Here is a 23,997-nt window from a genome sequence, read left to right as displayed (position 1 = left end):
TATCAACTGCCGAGCGAGACGAGTGATCGTCACCCGCGCTGTGGACAGCTTATCCCCCGCCGCCACACAGAACTTCCGACTATTCCCCAGGCACTTATCCCCTGACCACGAACCATCGGGCCATCGCGACATTGCTCCAGCCCCACAAACAAAAACGGCGTGTTTCACGTGAAACACGCCGTTCGTTTCCCGCCAACCGCCCCAACTATCAAGCCGTCTTCTTCGCCAACCCGAGGTACGTTTCGATCACGCGCGGATTCTGCGCAAGCTCGGCCGCCGGCCCTTCCAGCGCAAACTCGCCCGTCTCCAGCACATAGCCGTAGTCGGAGATCTGCAATGCGGCCCGTGCGTTCTGCTCGATCAGCAGCGTCGCGACGCCCGTACCACGCAACGCGCTGATGATATGAAAGATCTCCTTCACGATCAGCGGCGCGAGCCCGAGGCTCGGCTCGTCGAGCATCAGCAGGTCGGGCTTGCCCATCAGCGCGCGGCCGACCGCGAGCATCTGGCGCTCGCCGCCCGACAGCGTGCCGGCCGCCTGCTTGCGGCGCTCCTTCAGCCGCGGAAACAGCGCGAACACGTGGTCGAGCTGGTCGAGGAAATTCGATTCACCGGCTTGCTTGCGCCGATACGCGCCCAGCACGAGGTTGTCCTCGACCGTCATCGTGCTGAACAGCTCGCGCTTTTCCGGTACGAGGCACATCCCGCGCGCGACACGCTGCTCGACCCGCAACGCGCCGACGTCGTTGCCGCGATACACGACCGCGCCCGACGCATGCCCGGTCACCGGCAGCGCGCCCATGATCGCGTTCAGCAGCGTCGATTTGCCTGCCCCGTTCGGACCGATCACGCTGACAATCTGCCCCGCACCGACCTTGATCGCCGCGCCATGCAGCGCCTCCACCTTCCCGTACCGGACCGCCAGCCCGCGCACTTCGAGAATCGGCATCGTCGTGTCCGTCATCACTCCACCCCGCCCAGATACGCTTCGAGCACGGCCGGATCCTGCTGCACGTCCTGCGGCAGCCCTTCCGCGATCCGCGTGCCGAATTCCATCACCACCAGCCGGTCGGTGAGGTTCATCACGAAGTCCATGTCATGTTCCACGAGCAACACGCTCATGCCTTCCGCCTTCAACCGCCGCAGCAGGTCGGCGAGTTGCTGCTTCTCCTTGTAACGCAGCCCGGCGGCCGGCTCGTCGAGCAACAGCAGCGTCGGGTCGCAGCACAGCGCACGCGCGATTTCGAGAATCCGTTGCTGGCCGAGCGCGAGGCTGCCCGCTTCGTCGTACATGTGCTGTTCGAGCCCGACGCGACGGATCTGCCGTGCGGCTTCGGCCAGCAACTTCGCTTCCTCGTGTGCATTGAGCCGCGCGACGCTGCGCCAGACACCGGTATGGCCGCGCAGATGCGCGCCGATCGCGACGTTCTCGAGCACCGTCATCGCCGGCAGCATCTTGACGTGCTGGAACGTGCGGCCGATGCCGCGACGGACGATCTGGCGCGACGTGAGCCCGTCGATGCGCTCGCCGCGGAACGTGATCGTGCCGCCCGTCGGCTTCAGCACGCCCGTCACCAGGTTGAACGTGGTCGACTTGCCGGCACCGTTCGGACCGATCAGCCCGATGATCTGCCCCGCTTTCACGTCGAAGCTGACGTCGTTGACGGCCACGAGCCCGCCGAACTGTTTGCGTGCGTTGTCGACCGCGAGCAGCGGTTCGCCGGCCGCAGGCTTCGCGCGCTGCGGCAACGGCTCGGCCTGCTCGGGCACATGTGCGCGCGGCCCGCGCGGGAACAGCCTCGCGACGAACGGCCACACGCCCTGGCGCGCGTACTGCAGCAGCAGCACCATCAGCACGCCGAACACGATGATCTCGAAGTTGCCTTCCGAGCCGAGCAGCTTCGGCAGCAGCGTCTGCAGGTAGTCCTGCAGCACCGTGAGGATCGCTGCGCCGAGCACCGCGCCCCACACGTGCGACACGCCACCGACCACCGCCATGAACAGAAATTCGATCCCGTGATTCAGGCCGAACGGGGTCGGGTTCACCGCGCGCTGCAGGTGCGCGTACAGGAAGCCCGACACGGCCGCGAGCACGGCCGCGTAGACGAAGATCACGACGCGCATCCACGCGGTGTTCACGCCCATCGCCTCGGCCATCACGCCGCCGCCGCGCAGCGCACGGATCGCGCGGCCCGGCCGGCTGTTCAGCAGGTTCTGCACCGACACGATCGCGGCCAGCACGACGGCCCAGATCAGGAAATACAGGCTGCGGCCGCTGTCGAGTGCGATGCCGAACAGGTTCAGCGCCGGAATCCCGTTGATCCCGTCGTACTTGCCGAGCAGTTCGAGGTTGCCGAACAGGTAGAACAGCGCGAGGCCCCACGCGATCGTGCCAAGCGGCAGGAAGTGCCCGGACAGCCGCATCGTGACCGCGCCGAGCACGAGCGCGACGAGCGCCGTCAGCACGACGCCGACGATCAGCGCGAGCCACGGCGACACGCCGTACCGCGTCGTCAGGAACGCGGTCGCATACGCGCCGATGCCGACGAATGCGGCCTGCCCGAAGCTCGTCATCCCGCCGACGCCCGTCAGCAGCACGAGCCCGATCGCGACGATCGCATAGAGGCCGATGTAGTTCAGCAGCGTGATCCAGTACTCCGGCACCTGCAGCGCGCCGGGCAGTACCGGCAGCGCGAACAGCACCACGAGAAACACCCAGAAGGTCTTGTTGCGTAGCACCGTCTTCATCGCGTCACTCCTCTTCCTCTTCCGCGTGCGGTGTCACGAAGCTCCGCCACAGCAGCACCGGAATGATCAGCGTGAACACGATCACCTCCTTGTATGCGCTCGCCCAGAACGACGAATACGATTCGAGCACGCCGACGAGCAGCGAGCCGGCGGCCGCGAGCGGATAGCTGACGAGCCCGCCGATGATCGCGCCGACGAAGCCCTTCAGCCCGATCAGGAAGCCCGAGTCGTAGTAGATCGTCGTCAGCGGGCCGACGAGGATCCCAGACAGCACGCCGAGGCCCGCCGCGAACGTGAACGCGAGCCGCCCTGCTTCGGTCGTGCCGATGCCGACGAGCTGCGCGCCGAGCCGGTTCACCGACGTCGCGCGCAGCGCCTTGCCGGCGATCGTGCGGCCGAAGTACACGTAGAGCGCGCCGATCAGCACGAGCGCGGTGACGACGACCAGGATGCTCTGCACCGACACCGTCATGCTGCCGATCGACAGCGACGCATCCGAGAATCCGTTGGTGCGCGAGCCCTCCGCGCCGAACATCACGAGCCCGAGGCCGACCATCGCGAAATGGACGGCGACCGACACGATCAGCAACAGCAGCGTCGTGCCTTCGGCGATCGGCTGATACACGAGCCGATAGACGAACGGCCCCATCGGCACGACGATCGCGAGCGTCAGCGCGAGCTGCGCGAGCATCGGCATCGGCTGCGCGGCAAAACTGCGCGTGATCGCGAACACCGCGAGCGGCAACAGGATGTAGCGGCTGCCGAGCGTCGCGAGCGTGCGGCCGAGCTGATGGCGCCGTTCGCGATGCCGGATCAGGCCGCCGACTTCGAGCAGGAAGCACGCGACGCCCATCACGAACAGCAGCCAGCAGGTGGCGGGGAATTTCTGCGCCTGCAACGCCGCAAGCGTCAGCGCACCGTAGGCGACGAATTCGCCCTGTGGAATGAAGATCACCCGCGTGACGGAAAACACCAGCACGAGCGCCAGCGACAGCAATGCATAAATGGCGCCGGTCGTGATGCCGTCTTGCGCGAGGATCGCCGCAATCGAGAGATCCATACGTGTCTTGTATCGAGAATGCTGCGGAGAAACGGCGACGGGAACGGCCGGGGCGCACGGACGGCAAGATCAGAGCGTCAGGCGCCACGCGGCGGGCCCCGGTGGTTCCATGCGGCACGGGCGCGGCCCGTCAGGCCCGGCGCCCTGCCGACGGCGGGCACGGCGCCGTTCGCGCCGCGCACGCCGGTTTCACATGATGCTTACTCGGCCTGCAGCTTCCACTTGCCGTCGACGATCTGCACCATCACGCGCGCACGCGTATCGAAGCCGTTGTGATCGGTCGACGTCATGTTGATCACGCCGTGCGACACGGGCAGATCCTTCACGCTTTCGAGCGACGCGCGCAGCGCTTCGCGGAACGCCTCGGTGCCCGGCTGGCCCTTCTTCAGCGCGTCCGGAATCGCGCGCTGCAGCAGCAGCCCCGCATCCCATGCATGTCCGCCGAACGTCGCCAGCGAGCCCGCGCCGTAGGCCTTCTCGTACGCGGCCTTGTAGCCGAGCGCCGCCTTCTTCACCGGGTTCGAATCCGGGAGCTGGTCGGTCACGAGCACCGGGCCGGCCGGCAGGATCTCGCCCTCGCAATCCTTGCCGCACACGCGCAGGAAGTCGTTGTTCGCGACGCCGTGCGTCTGGTACACCTTGCCCTTGTAGCCGCGCTCCTTCAGCGTCTTGGCCGGCAGCGCCGCCGGCGTGCCGGAGCCGGCGATCAGCACTGCGTCGGGATTCGAGCCCAACAGCTTGAGCACCTGCCCCATCACCGACGCGTCGGTGCGGTTGAAGCGCTCGTTCGACACGAGCTTCAGGCCGTTCTTCTCGGCCGCCGCGCTGAACGTCTTGTACCAGCTGTCGCCGTACGCATCGGCGAAGCCGATGAAGCCGACCGTCTTCACGCCGTGCTTCGCCATGTAGCCGGCGATCGCGTCGGCCATCAGCTGGTCGTTCTGCGGCACCTTGAACATCCACGCGCGCTTCGCGTCCATCGGCGCGATGATCTGCGCGCTCGCCGCGAGCGAGATCGTCGGCGTCTTGCCCTGCGACACGGGGTCGAGCATCGCGAGCGAGTTCGGCGTGACGGACGAGCCGATGATCGCGTCGACGTGATCTTCGTCGATCAGCTTGCGCACGTTCTGCACCGCGCGGCTCGTGTCGGATGCATCGTCGAGCACGATGTACTGCACGCTCTTGCCCGCCATTTCCTTCGGCAGCAAGGCGATCGTGTTCTTTTCCGGAATCCCGAGCGACGCAGCCGGCCCGGTGGCCGACAGCGTCACGCCGATCTTCACCTGCGCCGACGCTGTGGCCGCCGCGCACACGAGGCCCGCGGCAAGCACGGCCTCCATCCATCGATTCATCTTCATTTACGTTGTCTCCAAACGCTGCTCGAAAAATCCGCGGGTGCTCGGGCGGCTCCCGTTTCCCAAACAAGTTAATAATTTAACTATCTCGTCTTGCCGCGCCTACGCTCGTTTTCCCGTGAAACGCCGCCGCCGCGGCAGAATCCCGACGGCGCGGCGCATGCGCATACGCATGCACGTGCATCGCGGCCGACACGTTGGTTCGACCGCCACGATGCGCAGCAGCAATGTCGTCAGGATGAAGAAGGCGAAGAAATGCGGGATCGTGCGGGCAATCGATGCGTGCGCAACGATCGCCGGAAGGTGTGCCGGCCTGGCTCGGCCCGGCCACGCGCGCCGGCGGCGAAAGATCGGAAAAGCGGCGGTTCATGCGGAGACGGGTGCGAGCGCAACGACCGGTGAAGGCGCCATGCCGGCAACCCGTGCCGCAACGCGCGTACCGGCCGCAGGACGGCTCGGGAAGGCCGGGAAGTACCGATGCGCACCCAATGACGAACGAGCGGCGCCAGCCGCCCTTCCTGCCCCGATCCATCGTGCTGCGCTGCTCATCCAACCGTGCTCCCTCTTCTGCATTCTGCTTGTAGGAGAACTGCCGACCGATTTTCCCGACCGCGCGGTCGGCGAAAGCCAAGTGTAACGGACGCATTTCGCGCACGCCAACCGGGTAAGCCCGGACGGCCTGCGCGTGACAACGCGCCGTCAGCGACCGGATTGCGGGAAAAGGAAAAACGGGGGACGCGGCGAAGCGCGGAAGAAGCGCGGTGCGAATGCAAGCGCGGAATACGGCAATTGCGCAGGCCGATGCACCATCGGTGAATATCCGTGCACGCAAATGAAAAAGCGCTGTTGGATTCCGTCCAACAGCGCTTTTGGGGTCCGGGCACTTTGTGCCTCGATTGTCTCCTCGTTCTCCACCTGCAAATTCGTTTCGCGGTGCATCAGAACTGAAACGAATCTTAAAGAGGCTTAAGCACCACGGCAACTTAGCATTTACCCCTATGGTGCATCGCCGCACGGAAATGGGGCACCAGTCTGCCGCGCGGCACCGGCTTGAGCCCGCTGCGACGCCCCTCCGGAGTGCGCCGGATGGTGCTTCGCATCAACCTGCCGCGACGCGCGCGGCACGCGCTCAGGATGCCCTGAGCGGCTTGATCCGCGCGACCATCTCGCCGACGATGCCGCGCCGGAACGCGAGCACGCACGCGATGAAGATCAGCCCGGTGACGATCGTCGCCGATTCGCCGAGCGAATGGAACCACGCGACGCCCGTCGTCGACGCGAGCCATTCGCCGATGTCGCCGAGCCGGTCTTCCAGCGCGACGATCAGCGCCGCGCCCAGCAGCGGCCCGAACAGCGTGCCCATCCCGCCGACGAGCGTCATCAGCACGACGAGGCCCGACATCGTCCAGTGCGCATCGGAGAGCGTCTCGAAGCCGAGCACGAGCACCTTCAGCGAGCCGGCAAGCCCCGCGAGCCCGGCCGACAGGATGAACGCGAGCAGCTTGAAGCGGTCGGTGTCGTAGCCGAGCGAGATCGCGCGCGCCTCGTTCTCCTTGATCGCGACGAGCACCTGGCCGAACGGCGAATGGACGACCCGCACGATGAACGCGCACGCGGCGACGACCACCGCCAGCACGACGTAGTACAGCGCGACGTCGTTCGACAGGTCGAGCAGCCCGAACAGGTGGCCGCGCGGCACGCCCTGCAGGCCGTCCTCGCCGTGCGTGAACGGCGCCTGCAGATAGATGAAGTAGACCATCTGCGCGAACGCGAGCGTGATCATCGCGAAGTAGATGCCCTGCCGGCGGATCGCGAACAGCCCGACGACGAGCCCGAGCAGCGTCGCGGCGACGGTGCCGACGAGCACGCCGAGCTCCGGCGTGAAACCGAGCGTCTGGATCGAATAGCCGGTCGCATAACCGGCGGTCGCGAGGAACATCGCATGGCCGAACGACAGCAGCCCCGTATAGCCGATCAGCAGGTTGAACGCGGCCGCGAACAGCGCGAACGTGAGCACCTTCATCACGAACACCGGATACGCGCCGATGAACGGCGCGGCGAGCAGTGCGGCGAGCAGCACGCCGTAGAGCACTTTTCTCTGCATCATTTTTCCTTGCCGAAGAGGCCCGCCGGGCGGAACAGCAGCACGATCGCCATGATTACGAACACGACGGTGGCCGACGCTTCGGGATAGAACACGCGCGTGAAGCCCTCGATCACGCCGAGCAGCAGGCCCGTGACGATCGAGCCGAGGATCGAGCCCATCCCGCCGATCACGACCACCGCGAACACGGTGATGATCATCGGCTGGCCCATCAGCGGCGACACCTGGATCACCGGCGCGGCCAGCACGCCCGCGAACGCGGCGAGCGCGACGCCGAAGCCGTAGGTGAGCGTGATCATCATCGGCACGTTCACGCCGAACGCCTCGACGAGCTTCGGGTTCTCGGTGCCCGCACGCAGATACGCGCCCAGGCGCGTCTTCTCGATCACGAACCACGTCGCGAGGCACACCGCGAGCGACGCGACGACGACCCACGCACGGTAGTTCGGCAGGAACATGAAGCCGAGGTTGGTCGCGCCGGAAAGCTGCGACGGCACGTCGTACGGCTGGCCGGACGATCCGTAGATCGACCGGAACACGCCTTCGACGACCAGCGTGAGGCCGAACGTGAGCAGCAGCCCGTACAGGTGATCGAGCTTGTACAGCCAGCGCAGCATCGAGCGCTCGACCGCGATCCCGAACGCGCCGACGATCAGCGGTGCCAGCACGAGCATCGCCCAGTACGGCAGCCCGAAGTACGACAGGCCCATCCACGCGAGCATCGCGCCCAGCATGAACAGCGCGCCGTGCGCGAAGTTGATCACGTTGAGCAGCCCGAAGATCACCGCGAGCCCGAGGCTCAGGATCGCGTAGAACGAGCCGTTGACGAGCCCGAGCAGCAACTGGCTCAGCATCGCCGGCAACGGAATGCCAAAGATTTCCATCGACTTAGCCGTCAGAATGAGTTTCGTTGCGCGCGCAACCTTTCTGCATTGCGCACGCGGGCGGTGCAGCGGGCACATCGCTGCAGCCGCCACCGTGCGGCGCGCCCGCGCGCGCCGCTACGCCGCGCTTACTTCCACATCGCGCAGCGCGTCTCCTGCTTGGTCCCGAACGCCTGTTCGCCCGGAATCGTCGCGAGCACCTTGTAGTAGTCCCAAGGCTCCTTCGATTCCGACGGCTTCTTCACTTCCATCAGGTACATGTCGTGGATCATGCTGCCGTCCGTGCGGATATAGCCCTTCGCGTAGAAGTCGTTGATCCTGATCTTCTTCAGCTCGGCCATCACCTTGTCGGAGTCGGTCGTGCCGGCCGCCTGGACGGCCTTCAGGTAGGTCGTCACCGACGAGTAGTCGGCCGCCTGCAGGCTCGACGGCATCTTCTTCATCTTGCCGAAGTAGCGCTGCGCCCACTGGCGCGATACCGCATCGCGGTTCCAGTACCAGCTGTCGGTCAGCACGAGGCCCTGCGTCGTCTCGAGGCCGAGGCTGTGCACGTCGTTGATGAACATCAGCAGCCCGGCGAGCTTCATCGTCTTCGTGATGCCGAATTCCTTCGCGGCCTTGATCGCGTTGATCGTGTCGCCGCCCGCGTTCGCGAGGCCGAGGATCTGCGCCTTCGACGATTGCGCCTGCAGCAGGAACGACGAGAAATCCGACGCGGACAGCGGATGCCGCACCGCACCCAGCACCTGTCCGCCGCTCGCCTTCACGACGTCCGACGTATTCTTCTCGAGCGCCTTGCCGAACGCGTAGTCGGCGGTCAGGAAGAACCACGTCTTGCCGCCCTGCTTCACCACCGCCGAGCCGGTGCCTTTCGCGAGCGCCATCGTGTCGTACGCATAGTGCACCGTGTACGGCGTGCACTCCTCGTTCGTCAGCGTGTCCGCGCCCGCACCGATGTTGATGTAGACCTTCTTCTTCTCCGCGGCGAGCTTGGCCATCGCCAGCGCCGTCCCCGAATTCGTGCCGCCGACGAGCAGGTCGAGCCCGCCGCGGTCGATCCATTCGCGCGCCTTCGACGCGGCAATGTCCGCCTTGTTCTGGTGATCCGCGTACACGACCTCGATCGGCTTGCCGAGCACCTTGCCGCCGAAGTCGGCGACCGCCATGCGGATCGCCTCGAGGCCGCCCTGGCCGTCGATGTCCGCGTAAAGCCCCGACATGTCGGTGACAAAACCGATCTTCACGGTATCCGCGGCATGCGCGGCGCCGGCAGTGAACGCGGCGGTCGCGAGCGCGAGACAGGCGTGTGCAAGGGTCTTCATTTTCATTGACGTCTCCTGTTGTTCTGATGCGTTGTGGTTGTTCGAGGCCGCCACGGCTAGCGGCAAAGGAAACGGGGCGGCGTCATACCCCGAGCAGGTCGTGCAGGGTCGGCATCTTGCTTTCCAGTTCGGCCGCGCGGAAATGCTCGACGATGCGGCCGTGCTCCATCACGTAGAAGCGGTCGGCAAGCGGCGCGGCAAAGCGGAAATTCTGTTCGACCATCACGATCGTGTAGCCGCGCGCCTTCAGCGCAACGATCATCCGCGCGAGCGTCTGCACGATCACCGGTGCGAGGCCTTCGGAAATCTCGTCGAGCAGCAGCAGGTTCGCGCCGGTGCGCAGGATCCGCGCGACCGCGAGCATCTGCTGCTCGCCGCCGGACAGCCGCGTGCCCTGGCTCTGCCGGCGCGACGCGAGGTTCGGGAACATCGCGTAGATCTCGTCGAGCGACATCGCGTGCTCGCGCGGCCCGATCGGCGGCGGCAGCATCAGGTTCTCCTCGCACGACAGGCTCGAGAAGATCCCGCGTTCCTCCGGGCAGTAGCCGATGCCGAAATGCGCGATGCGGTGCGTCGCGAGGCCGATCGTCTCGTTGCCCGCGACCTTGATCGACCCGTTGCGGCGCCCCGTGAGGCCCATGATCGCGCGCAGCGTCGTCGTGCGGCCCGCGCCGTTGCGGCCGAGCAGCGTGACGACCTCGCCGCGATGCACCGTCAGGTCGACACCGTGCAATATGTGGGATTCCCCGTACCAGGCCTCCAGGCCCGTGATCTCCAGCGCGGGCGTACCGCTCTCGACGCCGCTCAATTCGCGTTCCTCCCGTTCGCTGTGCTTCATGCGTGCGCCCCCGCGAGCGCCGCATCGGCACTGCCCATGTAGGCCTCGATCACGAGCGGATTCTTCGACACTTCCGCATACGAGCCTTCGGCCAGCACCTCGCCGCGTTGCAGGACGGTGATCGTGTCGGAGATGCCCGCGATCACGTTCATGTTGTGCTCGACCATCAGGATCGTGCGACCGCTCGCGACCTTCTTGATCAGCGCGGTCACGCGGTCGACGTCCTCGTGGCCCATCCCCTGCGTGGGCTCGTCGAGCAGCATCAGTTCGGGTTCCATCGCGAGCGTCGTCGCGATCTCGAGCGCACGCTTGCGGCCGTAGGCCAGCTCGACGGTCGGCACGTGCGCGAAATCGGTGAGGCCGACCTGCGTGAGGAGATCCATCGCGCGGTCGTCGAGCCGCTTCAGCGTGCGTTCGCTGCGCCAGAAATGGAATTCGGTGCCGAGCGCGCGCTGCAGGCCGATGCGCACATTCTGCAGCGCGGTCAGGTGCGGGAACACGGCCGAGATCTGGAACGAACGGATGATGCCGCGCCGTGCCACCTGCGCGGGCCGCTCGTCGGTGATGTCGATCCCGTTGAAGACGATCTGGCCGGCCGTCGGTGTCAGGAACTTGGTGAGGAGGTTGAAGCAGGTGGTCTTGCCCGCGCCGTTCGGCCCGATCAGCGCATGAATCGCGCCGCGACGCACACGCAGGTTGACGCCGTTCACGGCGGTGAAACCCCTGAATTCTTTCGTCAGTCCGCGTGTTTCCAGAATCGTGTCGCCGAGAATCATGTTCCCTTCCGTACGAAGTCAGGCGAAGCACCGGGAAGCGAGGTGCAAGCGACCGCGAACAGGTCAGCGGATCAGCCGGCTGCCCCCGGGCGCCGTGGTACGCCTCGAGGGTGGTCTCCCGCGCCGACGCGTATGCACATTGCGCAACATTGTCGCGCCGTTGGTGCAGTGCAATCATCGGGATTTGCACTTATAGGGCTGGCCGCGATGCCGAATGCGGTTTGCACGGTTTTTCACCACGCTTTTTTGACACGTGCATCATCGACAGTCGACCGTGCGCAACGCACGGCACGCGTGCAATTGAAAAAACCGCGCGACTGCGCGGCTTGCATGGATCTTGCCGTCCGAACCGCCTCAACCGGCACAGCCACTGCAACAGCAGCTTGTTTCGCATATCGAATCAGCGGGCGCCAGTATGACGGCCCGCTGTCGCGCGTGTCAGTGTTCCGTCACGCGGCCGTCACCGTGACCTCCGTTCGCACCGGCGTCGCGTCGCGCGCCGCGCGGCGATCGGCACGGATCATGTCGCTCGCGCGCTCGGCAATCATCAGCGTCGGCGAATTGGTGTTGCCCGACGTAATGAACGGCATCACCGATGCATCGATGATCCGCAATCCGGCGATGCCGCGCACGCGCAGGCGGCTGTCGACCACCGCGCGCTCGTCATCGGCACGCCCCATCCGGCAGGTGCCGACCGGATGGAAGATCGTCGTGCCGACGGCGCCGGCCGCGTCGATCAGTTCTGCCTCGGTCCGATACTGCACGCCCGGCAGGATTTCCTCGGGACGATAGCGCGCAAGCGCCGGCGCGGACGCGATCCGGCGCGTGAGGCGCAGCGCATTCGCGGCGACATGGCGATCCTGGTCGGTCGACAGATAGTTCGGCGCGATCGCGGGCGCGATGGCCGGATCGGCGCTCGTGACATGCACGCTGCCGCGCGACGTCGGCCGCAGATGGCAGACGGACGCCGTGAACGCGTTGAAGCTGTGCAGCGGCTCGCCGAAGCGTTCGAGCGACAGCGGCTGCACGTGGTATTCGAGATCGGGGCGCGTGAGCGCGGGATCGTCTGGATCGGATTTCGCGAATGCGCCGAGCTGCGACGGCGCCATCGACATCGGCCCGCGCTGCAGCAACGCATATTCCGCGCCGATCATCAGCTTGCCCCACCAGTGCGCGGACAGCGTGTTGAGCGTACGCACGCCTTCGACGCGAAACGCCATCCGCAATTGCAGGTGGTCCTGCAGGTTTTCGCCGACGCCCGGCAGATCCTGCACGACGTCGATGCCGAGCGCCTGCAGCCGCCGGCCGCAGCCGACGCCCGACAGTTCGAGCAGTTGCGGCGAATTCACGGCGCCGGACGTCAGCAGCACTTCCGCACGTGCGCGCGCGACATAATCGGTGCCGCCGCCGTGATACTCGACGCCGACCGCGCGCCGCCCTTCGAAGACCACGCGCTGCGCCTGCGCGCCGGTGATCACGGTCAGGTTCGGGCGCGCCATCGCGGGCCGCAGGAACGCCTTCGACGTATTCCAGCGTATGCCGCGCTTCTGGTTCACCTCGAAATAGCCGACCCCGGAATTGTCGCCGCGGTTGAAATCGTCGGTCGCCGGGATGCCCGTCTGCTGCGCGGCCTGCGCGAACGATTCGAGGATCTCCCAGCGCAGCCGCTGCTTCTCGACGCGCCAGTAGCCGCCCGCGCCGTGCGCGTCGCTCGCGCCCGCATGGTGATCCTCGCTGCGCTTGAAGATCGGCAGCACGCTGTCCCACGACCAGCCCGCGTCGCCGGTTTCCTGCGCCCAGCTGTCGTAATCCTCGCGCTGGCCGCGCATGTAGATCATGCCGTTGATCGACGAGCAGCCGCCGAGCACGCGGCCGCGCGGATACGCCAGCGCGCGGCCGTTGAGCGCCGCTTCGGGCTGCGTCTTGTACAGCCAGTCGGTGCGCGGGTTGCCGATGCAATACAGATAGCCGACCGGGATATGGATCCAGTGATAGTCGTCCTTGCCGCCCGCTTCGAGCAGCAGCACGCGGATGTCGGGATCCTCGGTCAGGCGATTCGCGAGCACGCAGCCCGCGGTGCCCGCGCCGACGATTACGTAGTCGAATTCGCCTTCGAGCGTGCGTTGTGTATTCACGGCTTGTCTCCCGTCGACCCGCGTTAGCGCTTTAGCGCTTACGCGGGTCCCATGGCGTGGCTGGATGGAGTTAGCGCTTCAGCGCTTACTCCATCCCCACGGCGGTCGGCCCGCGTTGGCGCTTTAGCGCTTACGCGGGTCCCATGGCGTGGCTGGATGGAGTTGGCGCTTCAGCGCTTATTTCCCCCACGGCGGTCGACCAACGTTAGCGCTTTAGCGCTTACGGTGGCCGCATGCAAAGCTGTCGACCCAAGTTAGCGCTTCAGCGCTTACGCTGGCCCCATGCTTCGCGGTCGACCAGCGTTGGCGCTCCAGCCCTTACGCTGATCCCAAGCAAAGCTTGTTGTTCTACGCCGCGCGCTGCGATGCCGCGCGTCATTTCAAGCATAGTCGTCGCGGGCCGCGCTTTCGGCAGCGCCCGCCTGCCCTGCCGTATTCCCGGCCCGGTGCCGGCCAAAACCCGCCGGGCGACGCGACCGATGAAGCGTACTCCCGCTGCCGGCCGCCGATCCAATGAGTTATGCTGAACTGCGTTATAAGCAGCGCTCATATCACGACGATGGATCTCACCCTGCTCCGCGCGTTCGCGACGGTCGCGCGCGAAGGCAACCTGACGCGCGCCGCCGCGCAACTGCACCTGACACAGCCGGCCGTCAGCCTGCAGATCAAGCATCTGCAGGAAACGCTCGGCGTCGCGCTGTTCACGCGCACGTCGCGCGGGCTCGCGCTCACGCGCGACGGCCAGACGCTGCTGCCGCATGCGGAACGCGCGCTCGCCGCGGCCTCCGACGTGCAGCGCGCCGCGGCTGCGCTGCGGCACGAGGTGCGCGGCCGGCTGCGGATCGGCACGATCCTCGATCCGGGCTTCCTGCGGCTCGGCGGCTTCCTGCGCGCGCTGGTCGAAACCCATCCGCAGATCGAGACGGCGCTGCGGCACGGGATGTCGGGCTGGGTGATCGAACAGGTGCGCGCGCAGGCGCTCGACGTCGGCTACTACATCGGCCGGCCCGGCGAGGACGATCCGCTCGACGGCGCGCTGTTCCACACGGTCACGCTCACGCATTTCCAGTACCGCGTGCTCGCGCCGGCCGGCTGGAAGGAGCGCGTGCAGCGCGCGCACGACTGGCGCGCGCTCGCCGCGCTGCCGTGGATCTGGACGCCGCCTGCGTCCGCGCATCACCGGCTGCTGTCGCGGCGCTTCGCGCAAGCCGGTGCGCAGCCCGTCAAGGTTGCCGAGGTCGACCAGGAGCAATCGATGCTCGACCTCGTCAAATCGGGCATCGGGTTGACGCTCGCGCGCGACTCGACTGCGCTGGCCGAAGCGCACGCGCATGCGCTGACAATTGTCGAGCGCGTGACAGTGCCGACCGAACTAACGTTCGTGACGCTCGCCGAGCGGCGCGAAGAACCGGCGATCGCGGCCGCGTTGCGACTGATCGAAGCCCAGTGGGCGATATGAGCGGTGCTGATGACAGCGCTGCCGCCACGCGCCGCACGCCGGGCGCCGGCGTCGCACGCAACACGCGGCATCTCGCCACGCCTCCCGCCCGCCGTCACGCCACCATCCCCGCCTTTTTGCTAGATTGTGCGTTCGCACACCGCGAGACCCCTCTTGAAGGAGACCCGCATGGCCCGCAACATCGAGATCAAAGCCCGCGCCCGCGAATTCGACCAGCTGCGCGAACGCGCGGCGACGCTCGCGACCGAAGCGCCGCTGTTCTACCGCCAGCAGGATTTCTTCTATGACGTGCCGCGCGGCCGGCTGAAGCTGCGCCGCTTCGAAGACGGCACGCCGGCCGAACTGATCTTCTACCAGCGCGACGACCGCGACGGCCCGAAGGCGTCGTACTACACGCGCAGCCCCGTGACGAATCCCGACGCGATGCACGCGCTGCTCGCGACCGCGCTGACCACGCGCGGGATCGTGACGAAGGAACGGCACGTGTACCTCGCCGGCCGCACGCGCATCCATCTCGACCGCGTCGACGGCCTCGGCGATTTCATCGAACTGGAAGTCGTGCTCGGGCCCGACGACGACGAAGCCGGCGGCGAAGCCGAAGCGCACGACGTGTTCACGAAGCTCGGCGTATCGCAGGACGATCTCGTCGCGGTCGCATACGTCGACCTGCTGAACGCCGATACGCAGCACGAAGCAGTCTGATCCGGCCCCGCCGGCGGCGGTACGGCACGCGCCGCCTGGGGCCGGTTCCCGCTAATAACGGGCTTGCGCTGGCCCTGCCGCCGCGTCACGCGGCGCCGGGCGCCAGGTGCGCGAGCGGCAGCGCGCCGTTGCGCTTGAAGGTCGTCAGCACGATGTTCGAGCGCACGCTGTCGACGCCCGGCACGCGCATCAGCTTCTTCATCACGAACTGCGACAGCGCGTTCAGGTCGGGCGCGACGATCCGCAGCAGGTAGTCGGCATCGCCCACCACCGCATGGCATTCGAGCACTTCGGGCAGCACGTCGATCTGCTGCTGGAACTGCTCGATGATCGAATCGCCGTGGTGCTTGAGCTTCAGGCTCGTGAACGCGGTGACGCCGAGCCCGAGCTTTTCGGGCCGCAGCATCACGCGATAGCCTTCGATCACGCCGGCCGCCTCGAGCCGCTGCAACCGCCGGCCGATCTGCGACGGCGACAGCGGCACCTCCTCGCCGAGCTGCTGATGCGTCGCGCGTCCGAAGCGCTGCAGCACGTCCAGCAGCGCGAGATCGAAGTGATCGAGTTCCAGCATGAGCATTCTCCGCATTGATTCGTGATTTGATGCGAGATTATCGCATCAACAGGCAAATCAACGCCAACTTTGCGCCCATTCCGCGCGCAGGCCGCTCTACACTTGCATGGTTCCCAACCACAGCGTGCAGAGCCTGATCATGTCCACCGTCGTCACCGCGAAACTGCAGGAGCAGTTCGACGCGGGCCTCGAAACCCGCGCAGATTTCACCATCGACCAGCCGCTCGAACGCTATGGCCAGGTCGACCATGCGGTGTGGAAGCAGCTCTATGCGCGCCAGTCGGCGCTGCTGCGCGGGCGCGCCTGCGACGCGTTCGTCGCGGGGCTCGGCAAGATCGACCTGCCCGCCGACCGCGTGCCGTCGTTCGCCGACGTGAATCGCCAGTTGAAGCCCGCGACGGGCTGGGAGATCGTCGCGGTGCCGGGCCTCGTGCCCGATCGCGTGTTCTTCGAGCATCTCGCGAACCGGCGTTTTCCGGTCACCTGGTGGATGCGCCGCCCCGACCAGCTCGACTACCTGCAGGAACCCGACTGCTTCCACGACCTGTTCGGCCATGTGCCGCTGCTGATCGACCCGGTGTTCGCCGACTACATGCAGGCGTACGGCCGCACCGCGCTCGCGGTCGCCGACGACGAAGCGGCGCTGGCGCGGCTCGCTCGCCTCTACTGGTATACAGTCGAATTCGGGCTGATCCGTGACCCGCGCGGCACGAACGGGCTGTCGATCTACGGCGCCGGGATCGTGTCGAGCAAGGGCGAAAGCCTGTACAGCCTCGAAAGCGCGGCGCCGAACCGGCTCGGCTTCGATCTCGAACGCGTGATGCGCACGAAGTACCGGATCGACACGTTCCAGAAGACCTACTTCGTGATCGACGATTTCGCGCAGTTGTTCGCGCTCGCCGACGTCGACGGCCGCGCGCTGGCCGACCGGCTCGCGGCGCTGGCCGAATTCGCGGCCGGCGCGGTGCTCGATACCGATCGCGTGCTGCATCGCGGCACGGGCGAAGGCTGGCCCGACGACGCCGACGCGTGACGCGCCAACATGCGCCGGATGGCCGGCCGCCCGTTGCCCGACCCCGGATGGCCGTCCCCGGATGCCCGTCCCCGGATGCCCGTCCCCGGATGGCCGTCCCACAACTATGAAACAATGACCGGTGCCGGCTTCGTCGCGCGGCGCAGCCGCGCGCGGGCGCCGTTACCGAACGAGAGGTGCAAGATGATCCACAAGCTCACATCAGAAGAACGCAAGACCCGGCTCGAAGGCCTGCCGCTCTGGACAGCCATGCCGGGCCGCGACGCGATCCAGCGCAGCCTGCGCTTCGCCGATTTCAATGAAGCCTTCGGTTTCATGACGCGCGTCGCGATCAAGGCGCAGGAAATGAACCACCATCCGGAATGGTTCAACGTGTACAGCCGCGTCGACGTCACGCTGTCGACCCACGACGCCGACGGCCTGACCGAACGCGACATCGAACTCGCGCTGTTCATCGACCGCGCCGGCGCACACGCGAAACCTGCCGCCTGAGACCTTCCTCTACCGCCGCGCATCTTTCGATGCGCGGCGCGTCAACTTTTCATTTCGATGAACGTTTTCTAGGATGTAGTCAGCGAAAGCCTTCAGCTTTCCAAGCCATCCTTAAGGCGCACGTAAGTCTCGTAGGCTTTCCGTGCCTTGGGGTCCAAACCTTCCAGTTGCAGCGCGCTTTCGCGCTGTACAATCAGCAGCGCATACGGCTTGGAGAGCGCGCTGGCCTCTTCGCAGAGTTTGAGTTCGTCGCCGCTCGACGGCGAGCGGGCGCGCCAGAAATTGATCGCGGCTTCAAGGTCGTTGATCGAAATATCGGACATGATTGGATTTAATCGTTCGCTGGCCGCCATGCTTGATGTCACGCGATGCGGCGCCCCTGTGGAAACGGCTTCGTGCTGTCCGCGTGCCTGAACCGCCAACCCATTGTACTTGAGCGAACTTCATGCGACTCCTTCTGATCGAAGACGACCGCCCCATCGCACGCGGAATCCAGAGCAGCCTCGAGCAGGCTGGCTTCACCGTCGACATGGTGCATGACGGCATTTTTGCCGAACAGGCGCTGGCACAAAACCGCCACGAACTCGTGATCCTCGACCTCGGCCTCCCGGGCATCGACGGGATGACGCTGCTCACGCGTTTCCGCCAGACCAACCGCCACACGCCCGTCATCGTGCTGACCGCACGCGACGAGCTGAACGACCGGATCCAGGGCCTGAACTCGGGCGCCGACGACTACATGCTCAAGCCGTTCGAGCCGGCCGAGCTCGAAGCGCGCATCCGCGCGGTGATGCGCCGCAGCGGCCCGCACAGCGACATGCCGCGTCCGGAAGTGTCGCTCGGCGGCGTCCGCCTGTCGGGCGTCGACCGCCGCATCTTCAACGACGACAAGCCGCTCGAACTGTCGCCGCGCGAGTTCGCGGTGCTCGAGATGCTGCTGCTGCGTCACGGCCGCGTCGTCAGCAAGGCCCAGTTGCAGGACCACCTCACGCACTTCGGCGGCGATCTCGGCGACACCGCGATCGAAGTCTATGTGCACCGCGTGCGCAAGAAACTCGAGCAGTGCCGTGTCGAAATCGTCACGGTGCGCGGTTTCGGCTACCTGCTGCAGGAAATCCGCCAGACGGCGAGCGTCTGAGCGGCGCCCGCCGGCCGGCCGCGTGCCGCCGGCGGATGCGCCCTGCTCCGCGTCGCCGCCCGGCGCACGACCGCGCCGCTCCCCGTGAGCGGCGCTTATCCATTTGCCCGTCGAAATGTCTCCTGATCCGGCTGTGACCACCAGCCTGCGCCGCTCGCTACTCCGGCGCCTCGCCGCACCGCTGTCGATGCTCGCGCTGATGAGCGGCCTGATTGCCTACTGGCTCGCGTGGCAATACACGCAGCACGTGATCGACCGCTCGCTCGCCGATCTCGCGACCGCCATCTCGAAACAGATCCAGATCGCCGGCCCCGACGCGCCGTTCACGGTGCCGCCGCTCGCGCAGGCGATGTTCTCCGATCCCGCGGAAGCGCTGATCTACCGGATCAGCGACGGCGAACAGGAACTCGCCGGCGATCCGAAGCTGCCGCTGCAGGGCATCAACGTACGCCGCATGCATTACGCGTACGTGTTCGAGGCCGAGTACGACAACCGCGCGGTGCGCGTCGCGCAGGTGCGCGTCGACGACGTCGAAGGCGGCAAGCCGATGGTCGTCGAGGTCGCGCAGCCGGTGCGGCACCGCTACCGGATCGCGGCCGAATTCCTCGTCGCGATCATGATGCCGCTGCTGTTGCTGCTCCTCGCGGGCTGGGGCATCGTGTGGCGCGTCGTGAACCAGCAGCTCGGCCCGCTCACGCATCTCGCCGATTCGCTGAACCGGCAGACCCACACGTCGCTGGAACCGGTCGACGAAACCGAGGTGCCACTGGAGATCCGGCCGCTGACGAGTGCGATGAACGCGCTGCTCGGCCGCCTGAAGACCGCGCTCGACGCGCAGCGCAAGTTCATCGCCGATGCCGCGCACCAGTTGCGCACGCCGCTCACGGCCGTGAAGCTGCATGCGGAGCAGGCTGCCGTCGCGCGCGACCCGCACCAGACCTTCGCCGCGGTGCGCGAGCTGCGCGCGGCCGCCGACCGCGCGGTGCGGCTGTCGAACCAGTTGCTGTCGCTCGCGCGTGCGGAACCGGGCGAACAGGCCGCGCGGTTCGTCGACGTCGACCTCGCGGCCATGGCGTTCGAGACGGGTGCCGAATGGGTGCCGCGCGCGCTCGCGTCGCATGTCGACCTCGGCTTCCAGCGCAGCGACGACCCCGGCGACGACGAGAAGCTGATCGTGCGCGGCAACCCCGTGCTGCTGCGCGAGGTGATCGCGAACCTGCTCGACAATGCGCTGAAATACGTGCCGCTCGCGCGGCCGAACGGTGCGCGAATCACGGTGAACGTCGCGCGCAGCGCGCTCGAAGACGGCCTGCCGGCCGCCGAGATCGTCGTCGAGGACAACGGCCCGGGCGTGCCCGCGAACCAGCAGGCCGACTTGTTCAAGCGCTTCTTCCGCGGCGACGCGCAAAGCGGCAACGGTGTCGAAACGGGCGCCGGGCTCGGCCTGGCGATCGTGCACGACATCATCGCGATGCATGGCGGTACGGTGTCGTACGAGGATGCGCCGGAAGGCGGTTCACGCTTCGTGGTGCGGGTGCCGCTCGCCCAGCGCACGGAGAAGCCGGCCAGCGAAACGCCGGCCGCCGCGTCGGCGCATTGAGCGATTCCCCTGGCGATTCGCGTCGGGCGACCGTTGACCGGGCCACCCGACGGATAAGGAAACGGGAAGGACTGCCGCACAACGCGGCAGCCGTCAGCGGAAGCAGGAGCGGCAGCGGAAGCAGGAGCAGGAGCGGCAGCGGCAGCGGCAGCGCACGATGCGCCGCCGCCTGCATCACTTCCGGTTTTTCTTGTCCTTCGCCCCGGACTCGGACTTGCCGTCCTTCTTGTCCTTCTTCTTTTTCTTCTTCTCGCCGTCATCCGACGTCGCGAGCAGCGTGCCGCGGCACGAAGCCGCGCCGCAATGGCACGCGTATTCGCGCTTGAGCTTCTTCGTCAGCTTCGCGTCGATCACGAGGCCGTAGTCGTAGAACAGCTCCTCTTCCGGCCCGATGTCGCGCAGCGCGTGGATGAACACGCGGCCTTTGACTTCCTCGGCTTCGCAATTCGGCGCGCACGAATGGTTGATCCAGCGCGCGCTGTTGCCGTCGATCTTGCCGTCGATCACGCCGCCTTCGTCCAGTGCGAAGTAAAACGTATGGTTCGGCTCGCTCGGATCGTGCGGATGGCGACGCAGCGCTTCCTTCCACGAAATTCGCTCGCCCTTGTATTCCACTACGCGTTCGCCGGCCTTGATCGGCTCCACCGCGAACACGCCCTTGCCGTGTACTCCCGAGCGGCGTACCGCGATCCTGCGTGAACTCATCGAACGAATCCTTGTGAAGACGAATGAATGGAAGACAGCCGCGATCGCGGCCCGGCGCGCGCCAAACGAAAACGCGGCACCGGTTGGTGCCGCGTCGGGGCATGCGGCGAATCACCCGCATCCTACACGTTCGATATTGCTTCGTTCAACATCGCGCGCAATATTGCGCGCTCGACGCTCAACGCTGGCCGAATGCGATGTCGCCGAACAACGCCTTGTGCTCGCGCGGCTGCGAGCGCCAGTACTGCGGCGGCGCCGTCACCTGCGCACCGAGCTCGGCCGCCGCGTGCCACGGCCAGCGCGGGTCGTACAGCATCGCGCGCGCCATCGCGACGAAATCGGCATCGTCGGCCTCGATGAGCCGGTTCGCATGCGCGGGATCGTTGATCAGGCCGACCGCCACCGTCGGCATGCCGACCGCGCGCTTCACGGCCTGCGCGAACGGCACCTGGTAACCGGGCGACAGCGGAATCTTCTGCAGCGGCGACACGCCGCCGGACGACACGTCGATCCAGTCGCAGCCACGGCGCTTCAGTTCGTGCGCGAATGCGATCGTGTCGTCGAGCTCCCAGCCGCCTTCGACCCAGTCGGTCGCGGACACGCGCACGCCGACCGGCCGGTCTTCCGGAAACGCCGCTCGCACGATCTCGAAGATCTCGAGCGGAAAACGCATCCGGTTTTCGCGCGAGCCGCCGTATTCGTCGGTGCGGCGGTTCGCGAGCGGCGACAGGAACTGGTGCAGCAGGTAGCCGTGCGCCGCGTGCACTTCGATCGCGTCGATGCCAAGCCGCGCGGCACGCTTCGCAGCGGCCGCGAACGCTTCGCGGATCCGGTTCAGGCCCGCGGCATCGAGCGCGAGCGGCGGCGTCTCGCCTTCCTTGTGCGGCACGGCAGACGGCCCATGCGGCAGCCAGCCGCCGTCGGCGACGGACACGAGCTGGCCGCCGTTCCACGGCACCTCGCTCGATGCCTTGCGTCCCGCATGCGACAACTGCATCGCGACGCGGATCGGCGAATGCTTGCGGATCGCGGCCAGCACGGGCTTCAGCGCAGCTTCGGTCACGTCGTCCCAGAGGCCGAGGTCAGCATGCGTGATGCGCCCGTCGGGTTCCACGGCGGTCGCCTCGATGCAGAGCAGGCCCGCGCCCGACAGCGCGAGATGGCCGAGGTGAATCATGTGCCAGTCGGTCGCTTCACCGCGTTCGGCCGAGTACTGGCACATCGGCGAGATCACGATCCGGTTCGGAAGGGTCACGCCGCGCAGCGTGAACGGGGAAAATAGCGCAGTCATGGAGGCCGCTCGCCTGGAAAGGGAAAGAGCGGACGAGCGTAGCACGCAGGCTTGAAGCGCGCAGATAACGCGATCGGCAGTAAGGAGATGGTCAGGTGCGGCCGGCAGCAGGTTGCCGGCGCGGCGGTAAACGCGTCGCATGCAGCGATGCGCCGGCCTGCAACGGATGCCGGCCGGGCCAAGGATTCGCGGCGAGCGGCGCCGCCCGCGGCGTCAGAGCCCGACGCCGTCGAGCCACTCCGCGAACATGCGCCGTGCGGCCGCTTCGAGCGCGGGGCCGTGCTGCGCGGTATCGTCACGCAACTGGCGCGCGTCGACGCCGGGCGTCGCTGCGATTTCGCCGGCGTTCCCGATCAGCCACGGTTCGAAGCGGTCGGTGCGGATTTCCGGATGGCATTGCAGCGCCAGCACGTGCTGCCCCCATGCGAATGCCTGGTGGCGGCACGCCGGCGTCGACGCGAGATGGATCGCGCCGCCCGGCAGGTCGAACGTATCGCCGTGCCAGTGCAGCATCGACGTCGCCGCGCCATCGAGATGGCGCAACGCCGACGCGCGGCCGGCATCGGTGAGCGTCAACGGCGCCCAGCCGAGTTCGTGCTGCGCGGCCGGATAGACGCGCGCGCCGAGCGCACGGGCGATGAACTGCGCGCCGAGGCAGATGCCGACGATCGGCAGCCCCGCGTCGATGCGCTGGCGCACGAGCGCCGCAAGCGGCGCGATCGTCGGATACTGCGCATCGTCGTACACGCTGAGCGGCCCGCCGAGCACGACCAACAGCGACGGCTCGAGCACATTGAGCACCTCGACCCGCGACGACCCGACATCGACGTAGCGCACCCGCCGGCCCCGTTCGCCGAGCACCTGCTCGAAGCTCCCGAGATCCTCGAAATGCACGTGGCGGATCGCCACGACTTCAGCGTTCATCATCGGCCTCCCGGTCGATCGACGGACGTCAGCCTGCGAAAATCTTCCAGGTCTTCTTCTGCGTGGCCGCGTCGGCTTCTTCCTGCACCGAGCAGTCGAGACGCAGGTCGCTGTCGGACATCGAGATATCGAGCGCCGCGCAGTAATGCACGGTCTTCTTCGACAGCTTGCCCGGCCGGAAGTGGGCGCACGTCACGCACATGCGCTGCGGCGGCGTCGCACCGGCCACCTGCAGCTCGCGCAGCGTCTTCAACAGTGCGCGATACAGTGCGCCCTGCTCGTCCGCGCCGAGCTTGCCGACCGCTTTCGTCAGGAATTCAGGCCATTGCAGCGCCTTCTTCGCGGCCGTACGGCCACGCGCCGACAGGCGCACGGCCAGTGCACGGCCGTCGTCCAGCGCGCGGCGCTTCTCGACGAGCCCCTTCGTCTCGAGCGTGCTGACCGCATCGCTCGTGGTCGCCGCGGTGAGCTGCGTCTCGCGCGCAATCTCGCCGAGCCGCATCGGGCCCTTGCGCTGCAGCAGCAGCACGAGGATCTCGCCCTGCGTCGGCGTGAGGCCCGCGCCTTCCGCCCAATCCCATGCCTGGCTTCGCATGGCCGTACTCAACCGCAGCAGGCTGTGGGTGACACGTCCCGAAGCCTGGTTCCCGTAAACGCCTTCGCTCATAGTCTTTTCGCTTTGCCGCCGCCCGGATTGCCGAGCGGCCGTAGTGTGGAGATCGAATGTCCATCTCAAAACAGACGCGCTCTTCCGAGTGCGTCAGCACGGCCGTCGCGAGGCACACGCGGCGGTCGCATTCGCGGCGACCGGTGAGACACGCGTCGTTCCGGTGTCCGCAAAGCCGACATTCTAAGCGAGA

At 66.8% G+C, this 23,997-nt stretch carries 23 protein-coding genes; 6 read left to right on the top strand and 17 right to left on the bottom strand.

From position 1 onward, the window contains the following. Positions 1-208: 208 nt before the first annotated feature. From R9B84_RS00500 to R9B84_RS00450, 11 genes are all read right to left on the bottom strand, one after another. On the bottom strand, positions 209-964 hold the full coding sequence (locus tag R9B84_RS00500) for an ABC transporter ATP-binding protein (protein ID WP_423758852.1): 756 nt from the start codon (positions 962-964) through the stop codon (positions 209-211). Then, positions 964-2,748, bottom strand: coding sequence for an ABC transporter permease subunit (locus R9B84_RS00495; RefSeq protein ID WP_423758851.1), 1,785 nt, complete (start codon positions 2,746-2,748; stop codon positions 964-966). The genes R9B84_RS00500 and R9B84_RS00495 overlap by 1 nt, the downstream gene beginning before the upstream one ends. Before the next feature lie 4 nt (positions 2,749-2,752). Then, the gene (locus tag R9B84_RS00490) at positions 2,753-3,808 is read right to left on the bottom strand and encodes a branched-chain amino acid ABC transporter permease (RefSeq protein WP_423758850.1); all 1,056 of its coding nucleotides are present in this window, start codon (positions 3,806-3,808) and stop codon (positions 2,753-2,755) included. 200 nt (positions 3,809-4,008) lie between these two features. Next, positions 4,009-5,166 (bottom strand): ABC transporter substrate-binding protein, encoded by a 1,158-nt coding sequence (locus R9B84_RS00485; RefSeq protein ID WP_423758849.1) that lies wholly within the window; start codon positions 5,164-5,166, stop codon positions 4,009-4,011. Between the two features lie 76 nt (positions 5,167-5,242). Beyond that, positions 5,243-5,794, bottom strand: coding sequence for a hypothetical protein (locus R9B84_RS00480; protein ID WP_423758848.1), 552 nt, complete (start codon positions 5,792-5,794; stop codon positions 5,243-5,245). Positions 5,795-6,292: 498 nt separating this feature from the next. Then, the gene (locus tag R9B84_RS00475; RefSeq protein WP_423758847.1) at positions 6,293-7,267 is read right to left on the bottom strand and encodes a branched-chain amino acid ABC transporter permease; all 975 of its coding nucleotides are present in this window, start codon (positions 7,265-7,267) and stop codon (positions 6,293-6,295) included. Continuing rightward, the gene (locus R9B84_RS00470; RefSeq protein ID WP_423758846.1) at positions 7,267-8,151 is read right to left on the bottom strand and encodes a branched-chain amino acid ABC transporter permease; all 885 of its coding nucleotides are present in this window, start codon (positions 8,149-8,151) and stop codon (positions 7,267-7,269) included. Before R9B84_RS00470 ends, R9B84_RS00475 begins: the two co-directional genes overlap by 1 nt. A gap of 128 nt (positions 8,152-8,279) precedes the next feature. Further along, on the bottom strand, positions 8,280-9,479 hold the full coding sequence (locus R9B84_RS00465; protein ID WP_423758845.1) for an ABC transporter substrate-binding protein: 1,200 nt from the start codon (positions 9,477-9,479) through the stop codon (positions 8,280-8,282). A 76-nt stretch (positions 9,480-9,555) separates the two neighbouring features. Continuing rightward, complete coding sequence (locus R9B84_RS00460) at positions 9,556-10,311, bottom strand: ABC transporter ATP-binding protein (RefSeq protein WP_047899444.1); 756 nt, start codon at positions 10,309-10,311, stop codon at positions 9,556-9,558. Further along, positions 10,308-11,087: an ABC transporter ATP-binding protein gene (locus tag R9B84_RS00455; protein WP_006477266.1), complete on the bottom strand. Its 780-nt coding sequence runs from the start codon at positions 11,085-11,087 to the stop codon at positions 10,308-10,310. Before R9B84_RS00455 ends, R9B84_RS00460 begins: the two co-directional genes overlap by 4 nt. 449 nt (positions 11,088-11,536) lie before the next feature. Beyond that, positions 11,537-13,222, bottom strand: coding sequence for a GMC family oxidoreductase (locus R9B84_RS00450; protein ID WP_423758844.1), 1,686 nt, complete (start codon positions 13,220-13,222; stop codon positions 11,537-11,539). A 559-nt stretch (positions 13,223-13,781) separates the two neighbouring features. On the opposite strand from R9B84_RS00450, the gene R9B84_RS00445 reads away from it, so the two are divergent. Continuing rightward, the gene (locus R9B84_RS00445) at positions 13,782-14,681 is read left to right on the top strand and encodes a LysR family transcriptional regulator (RefSeq protein ID WP_423758843.1); all 900 of its coding nucleotides are present in this window, start codon (positions 13,782-13,784) and stop codon (positions 14,679-14,681) included. Positions 14,682-14,849: 168 nt separating this feature from the next. Next, a complete protein-coding gene (locus tag R9B84_RS00440) occupies positions 14,850-15,383 on the top strand; it encodes a class IV adenylate cyclase (protein WP_047899441.1) in 534 nt (177 codons plus the stop codon). A gap of 85 nt (positions 15,384-15,468) precedes the next feature. On the opposite strand, the gene R9B84_RS00435 is transcribed toward R9B84_RS00440, so the two are convergent. Next, on the bottom strand, positions 15,469-15,954 hold the full coding sequence (locus R9B84_RS00435; RefSeq protein ID WP_006408082.1) for an Lrp/AsnC family transcriptional regulator: 486 nt from the start codon (positions 15,952-15,954) through the stop codon (positions 15,469-15,471). A gap of 106 nt (positions 15,955-16,060) precedes the next feature. Here R9B84_RS00435 and phhA point away from each other — a divergent pair, with 106 nt between their 5' ends. Continuing rightward, on the top strand, positions 16,061-16,987 hold the full coding sequence (phhA, locus tag R9B84_RS00430; RefSeq protein ID WP_423758842.1) for a phenylalanine 4-monooxygenase: 927 nt from the start codon (positions 16,061-16,063) through the stop codon (positions 16,985-16,987). Between the two features lie 183 nt (positions 16,988-17,170). Next, positions 17,171-17,479, top strand: coding sequence for a 4a-hydroxytetrahydrobiopterin dehydratase (locus tag R9B84_RS00425; protein WP_423759936.1), 309 nt, complete (start codon positions 17,171-17,173; stop codon positions 17,477-17,479). A 92-nt stretch (positions 17,480-17,571) separates the two neighbouring features. On the opposite strand, the gene R9B84_RS00420 is transcribed toward R9B84_RS00425, so the two are convergent. Then, the gene (locus R9B84_RS00420) at positions 17,572-17,802 is read right to left on the bottom strand and encodes a DUF3717 domain-containing protein (protein WP_034183818.1); all 231 of its coding nucleotides are present in this window, start codon (positions 17,800-17,802) and stop codon (positions 17,572-17,574) included. Between the two features lie 122 nt (positions 17,803-17,924). Here R9B84_RS00420 and R9B84_RS00415 point away from each other — a divergent pair, with 122 nt between their 5' ends. Further along, positions 17,925-18,617 carry a response regulator gene (locus R9B84_RS00415; RefSeq protein WP_006401494.1) on the top strand — a complete coding sequence of 231 codons (693 nt, stop codon included), beginning with the start codon at positions 17,925-17,927 and terminating at the stop codon, positions 18,615-18,617. Between the two features lie 115 nt (positions 18,618-18,732). After that, the gene (locus tag R9B84_RS00410) at positions 18,733-20,217 is read left to right on the top strand and encodes a sensor histidine kinase (RefSeq protein WP_423758841.1); all 1,485 of its coding nucleotides are present in this window, start codon (positions 18,733-18,735) and stop codon (positions 20,215-20,217) included. Positions 20,218-20,391: 174 nt separating this feature from the next. On the opposite strand, the gene R9B84_RS00405 is transcribed toward R9B84_RS00410, so the two are convergent. The 4 genes from R9B84_RS00405 to R9B84_RS00390 form a co-directional block, all read right to left on the bottom strand. Then, on the bottom strand, positions 20,392-20,922 hold the full coding sequence (locus R9B84_RS00405) for an SET domain-containing protein (protein ID WP_342308313.1): 531 nt from the start codon (positions 20,920-20,922) through the stop codon (positions 20,392-20,394). 178 nt (positions 20,923-21,100) lie between these two features. Then, positions 21,101-22,213, bottom strand: coding sequence for an NADH:flavin oxidoreductase/NADH oxidase (locus R9B84_RS00400; RefSeq protein WP_423758840.1), 1,113 nt, complete (start codon positions 22,211-22,213; stop codon positions 21,101-21,103). Between the two features lie 213 nt (positions 22,214-22,426). After that, positions 22,427-23,137, bottom strand: a complete 711-nt coding sequence (locus tag R9B84_RS00395; protein ID WP_423758839.1) for a glutamine amidotransferase — start codon at positions 23,135-23,137, stop codon at positions 22,427-22,429. A gap of 28 nt (positions 23,138-23,165) precedes the next feature. Beyond that, positions 23,166-23,804, bottom strand: a complete 639-nt coding sequence (locus R9B84_RS00390) for a MarR family winged helix-turn-helix transcriptional regulator (RefSeq protein WP_423758838.1) — start codon at positions 23,802-23,804, stop codon at positions 23,166-23,168. Positions 23,805-23,997: the final 193 nt, after the last annotated feature.

Source organism: Burkholderia sp. NLJ2 (assembly GCF_049487195.1).
Classification (GTDB): Bacteria; Pseudomonadota; Gammaproteobacteria; order Burkholderiales; family Burkholderiaceae; genus Burkholderia; species Burkholderia pyrrocinia.
This window is presented reverse-complemented; position numbering and strand designations above follow the sequence as displayed.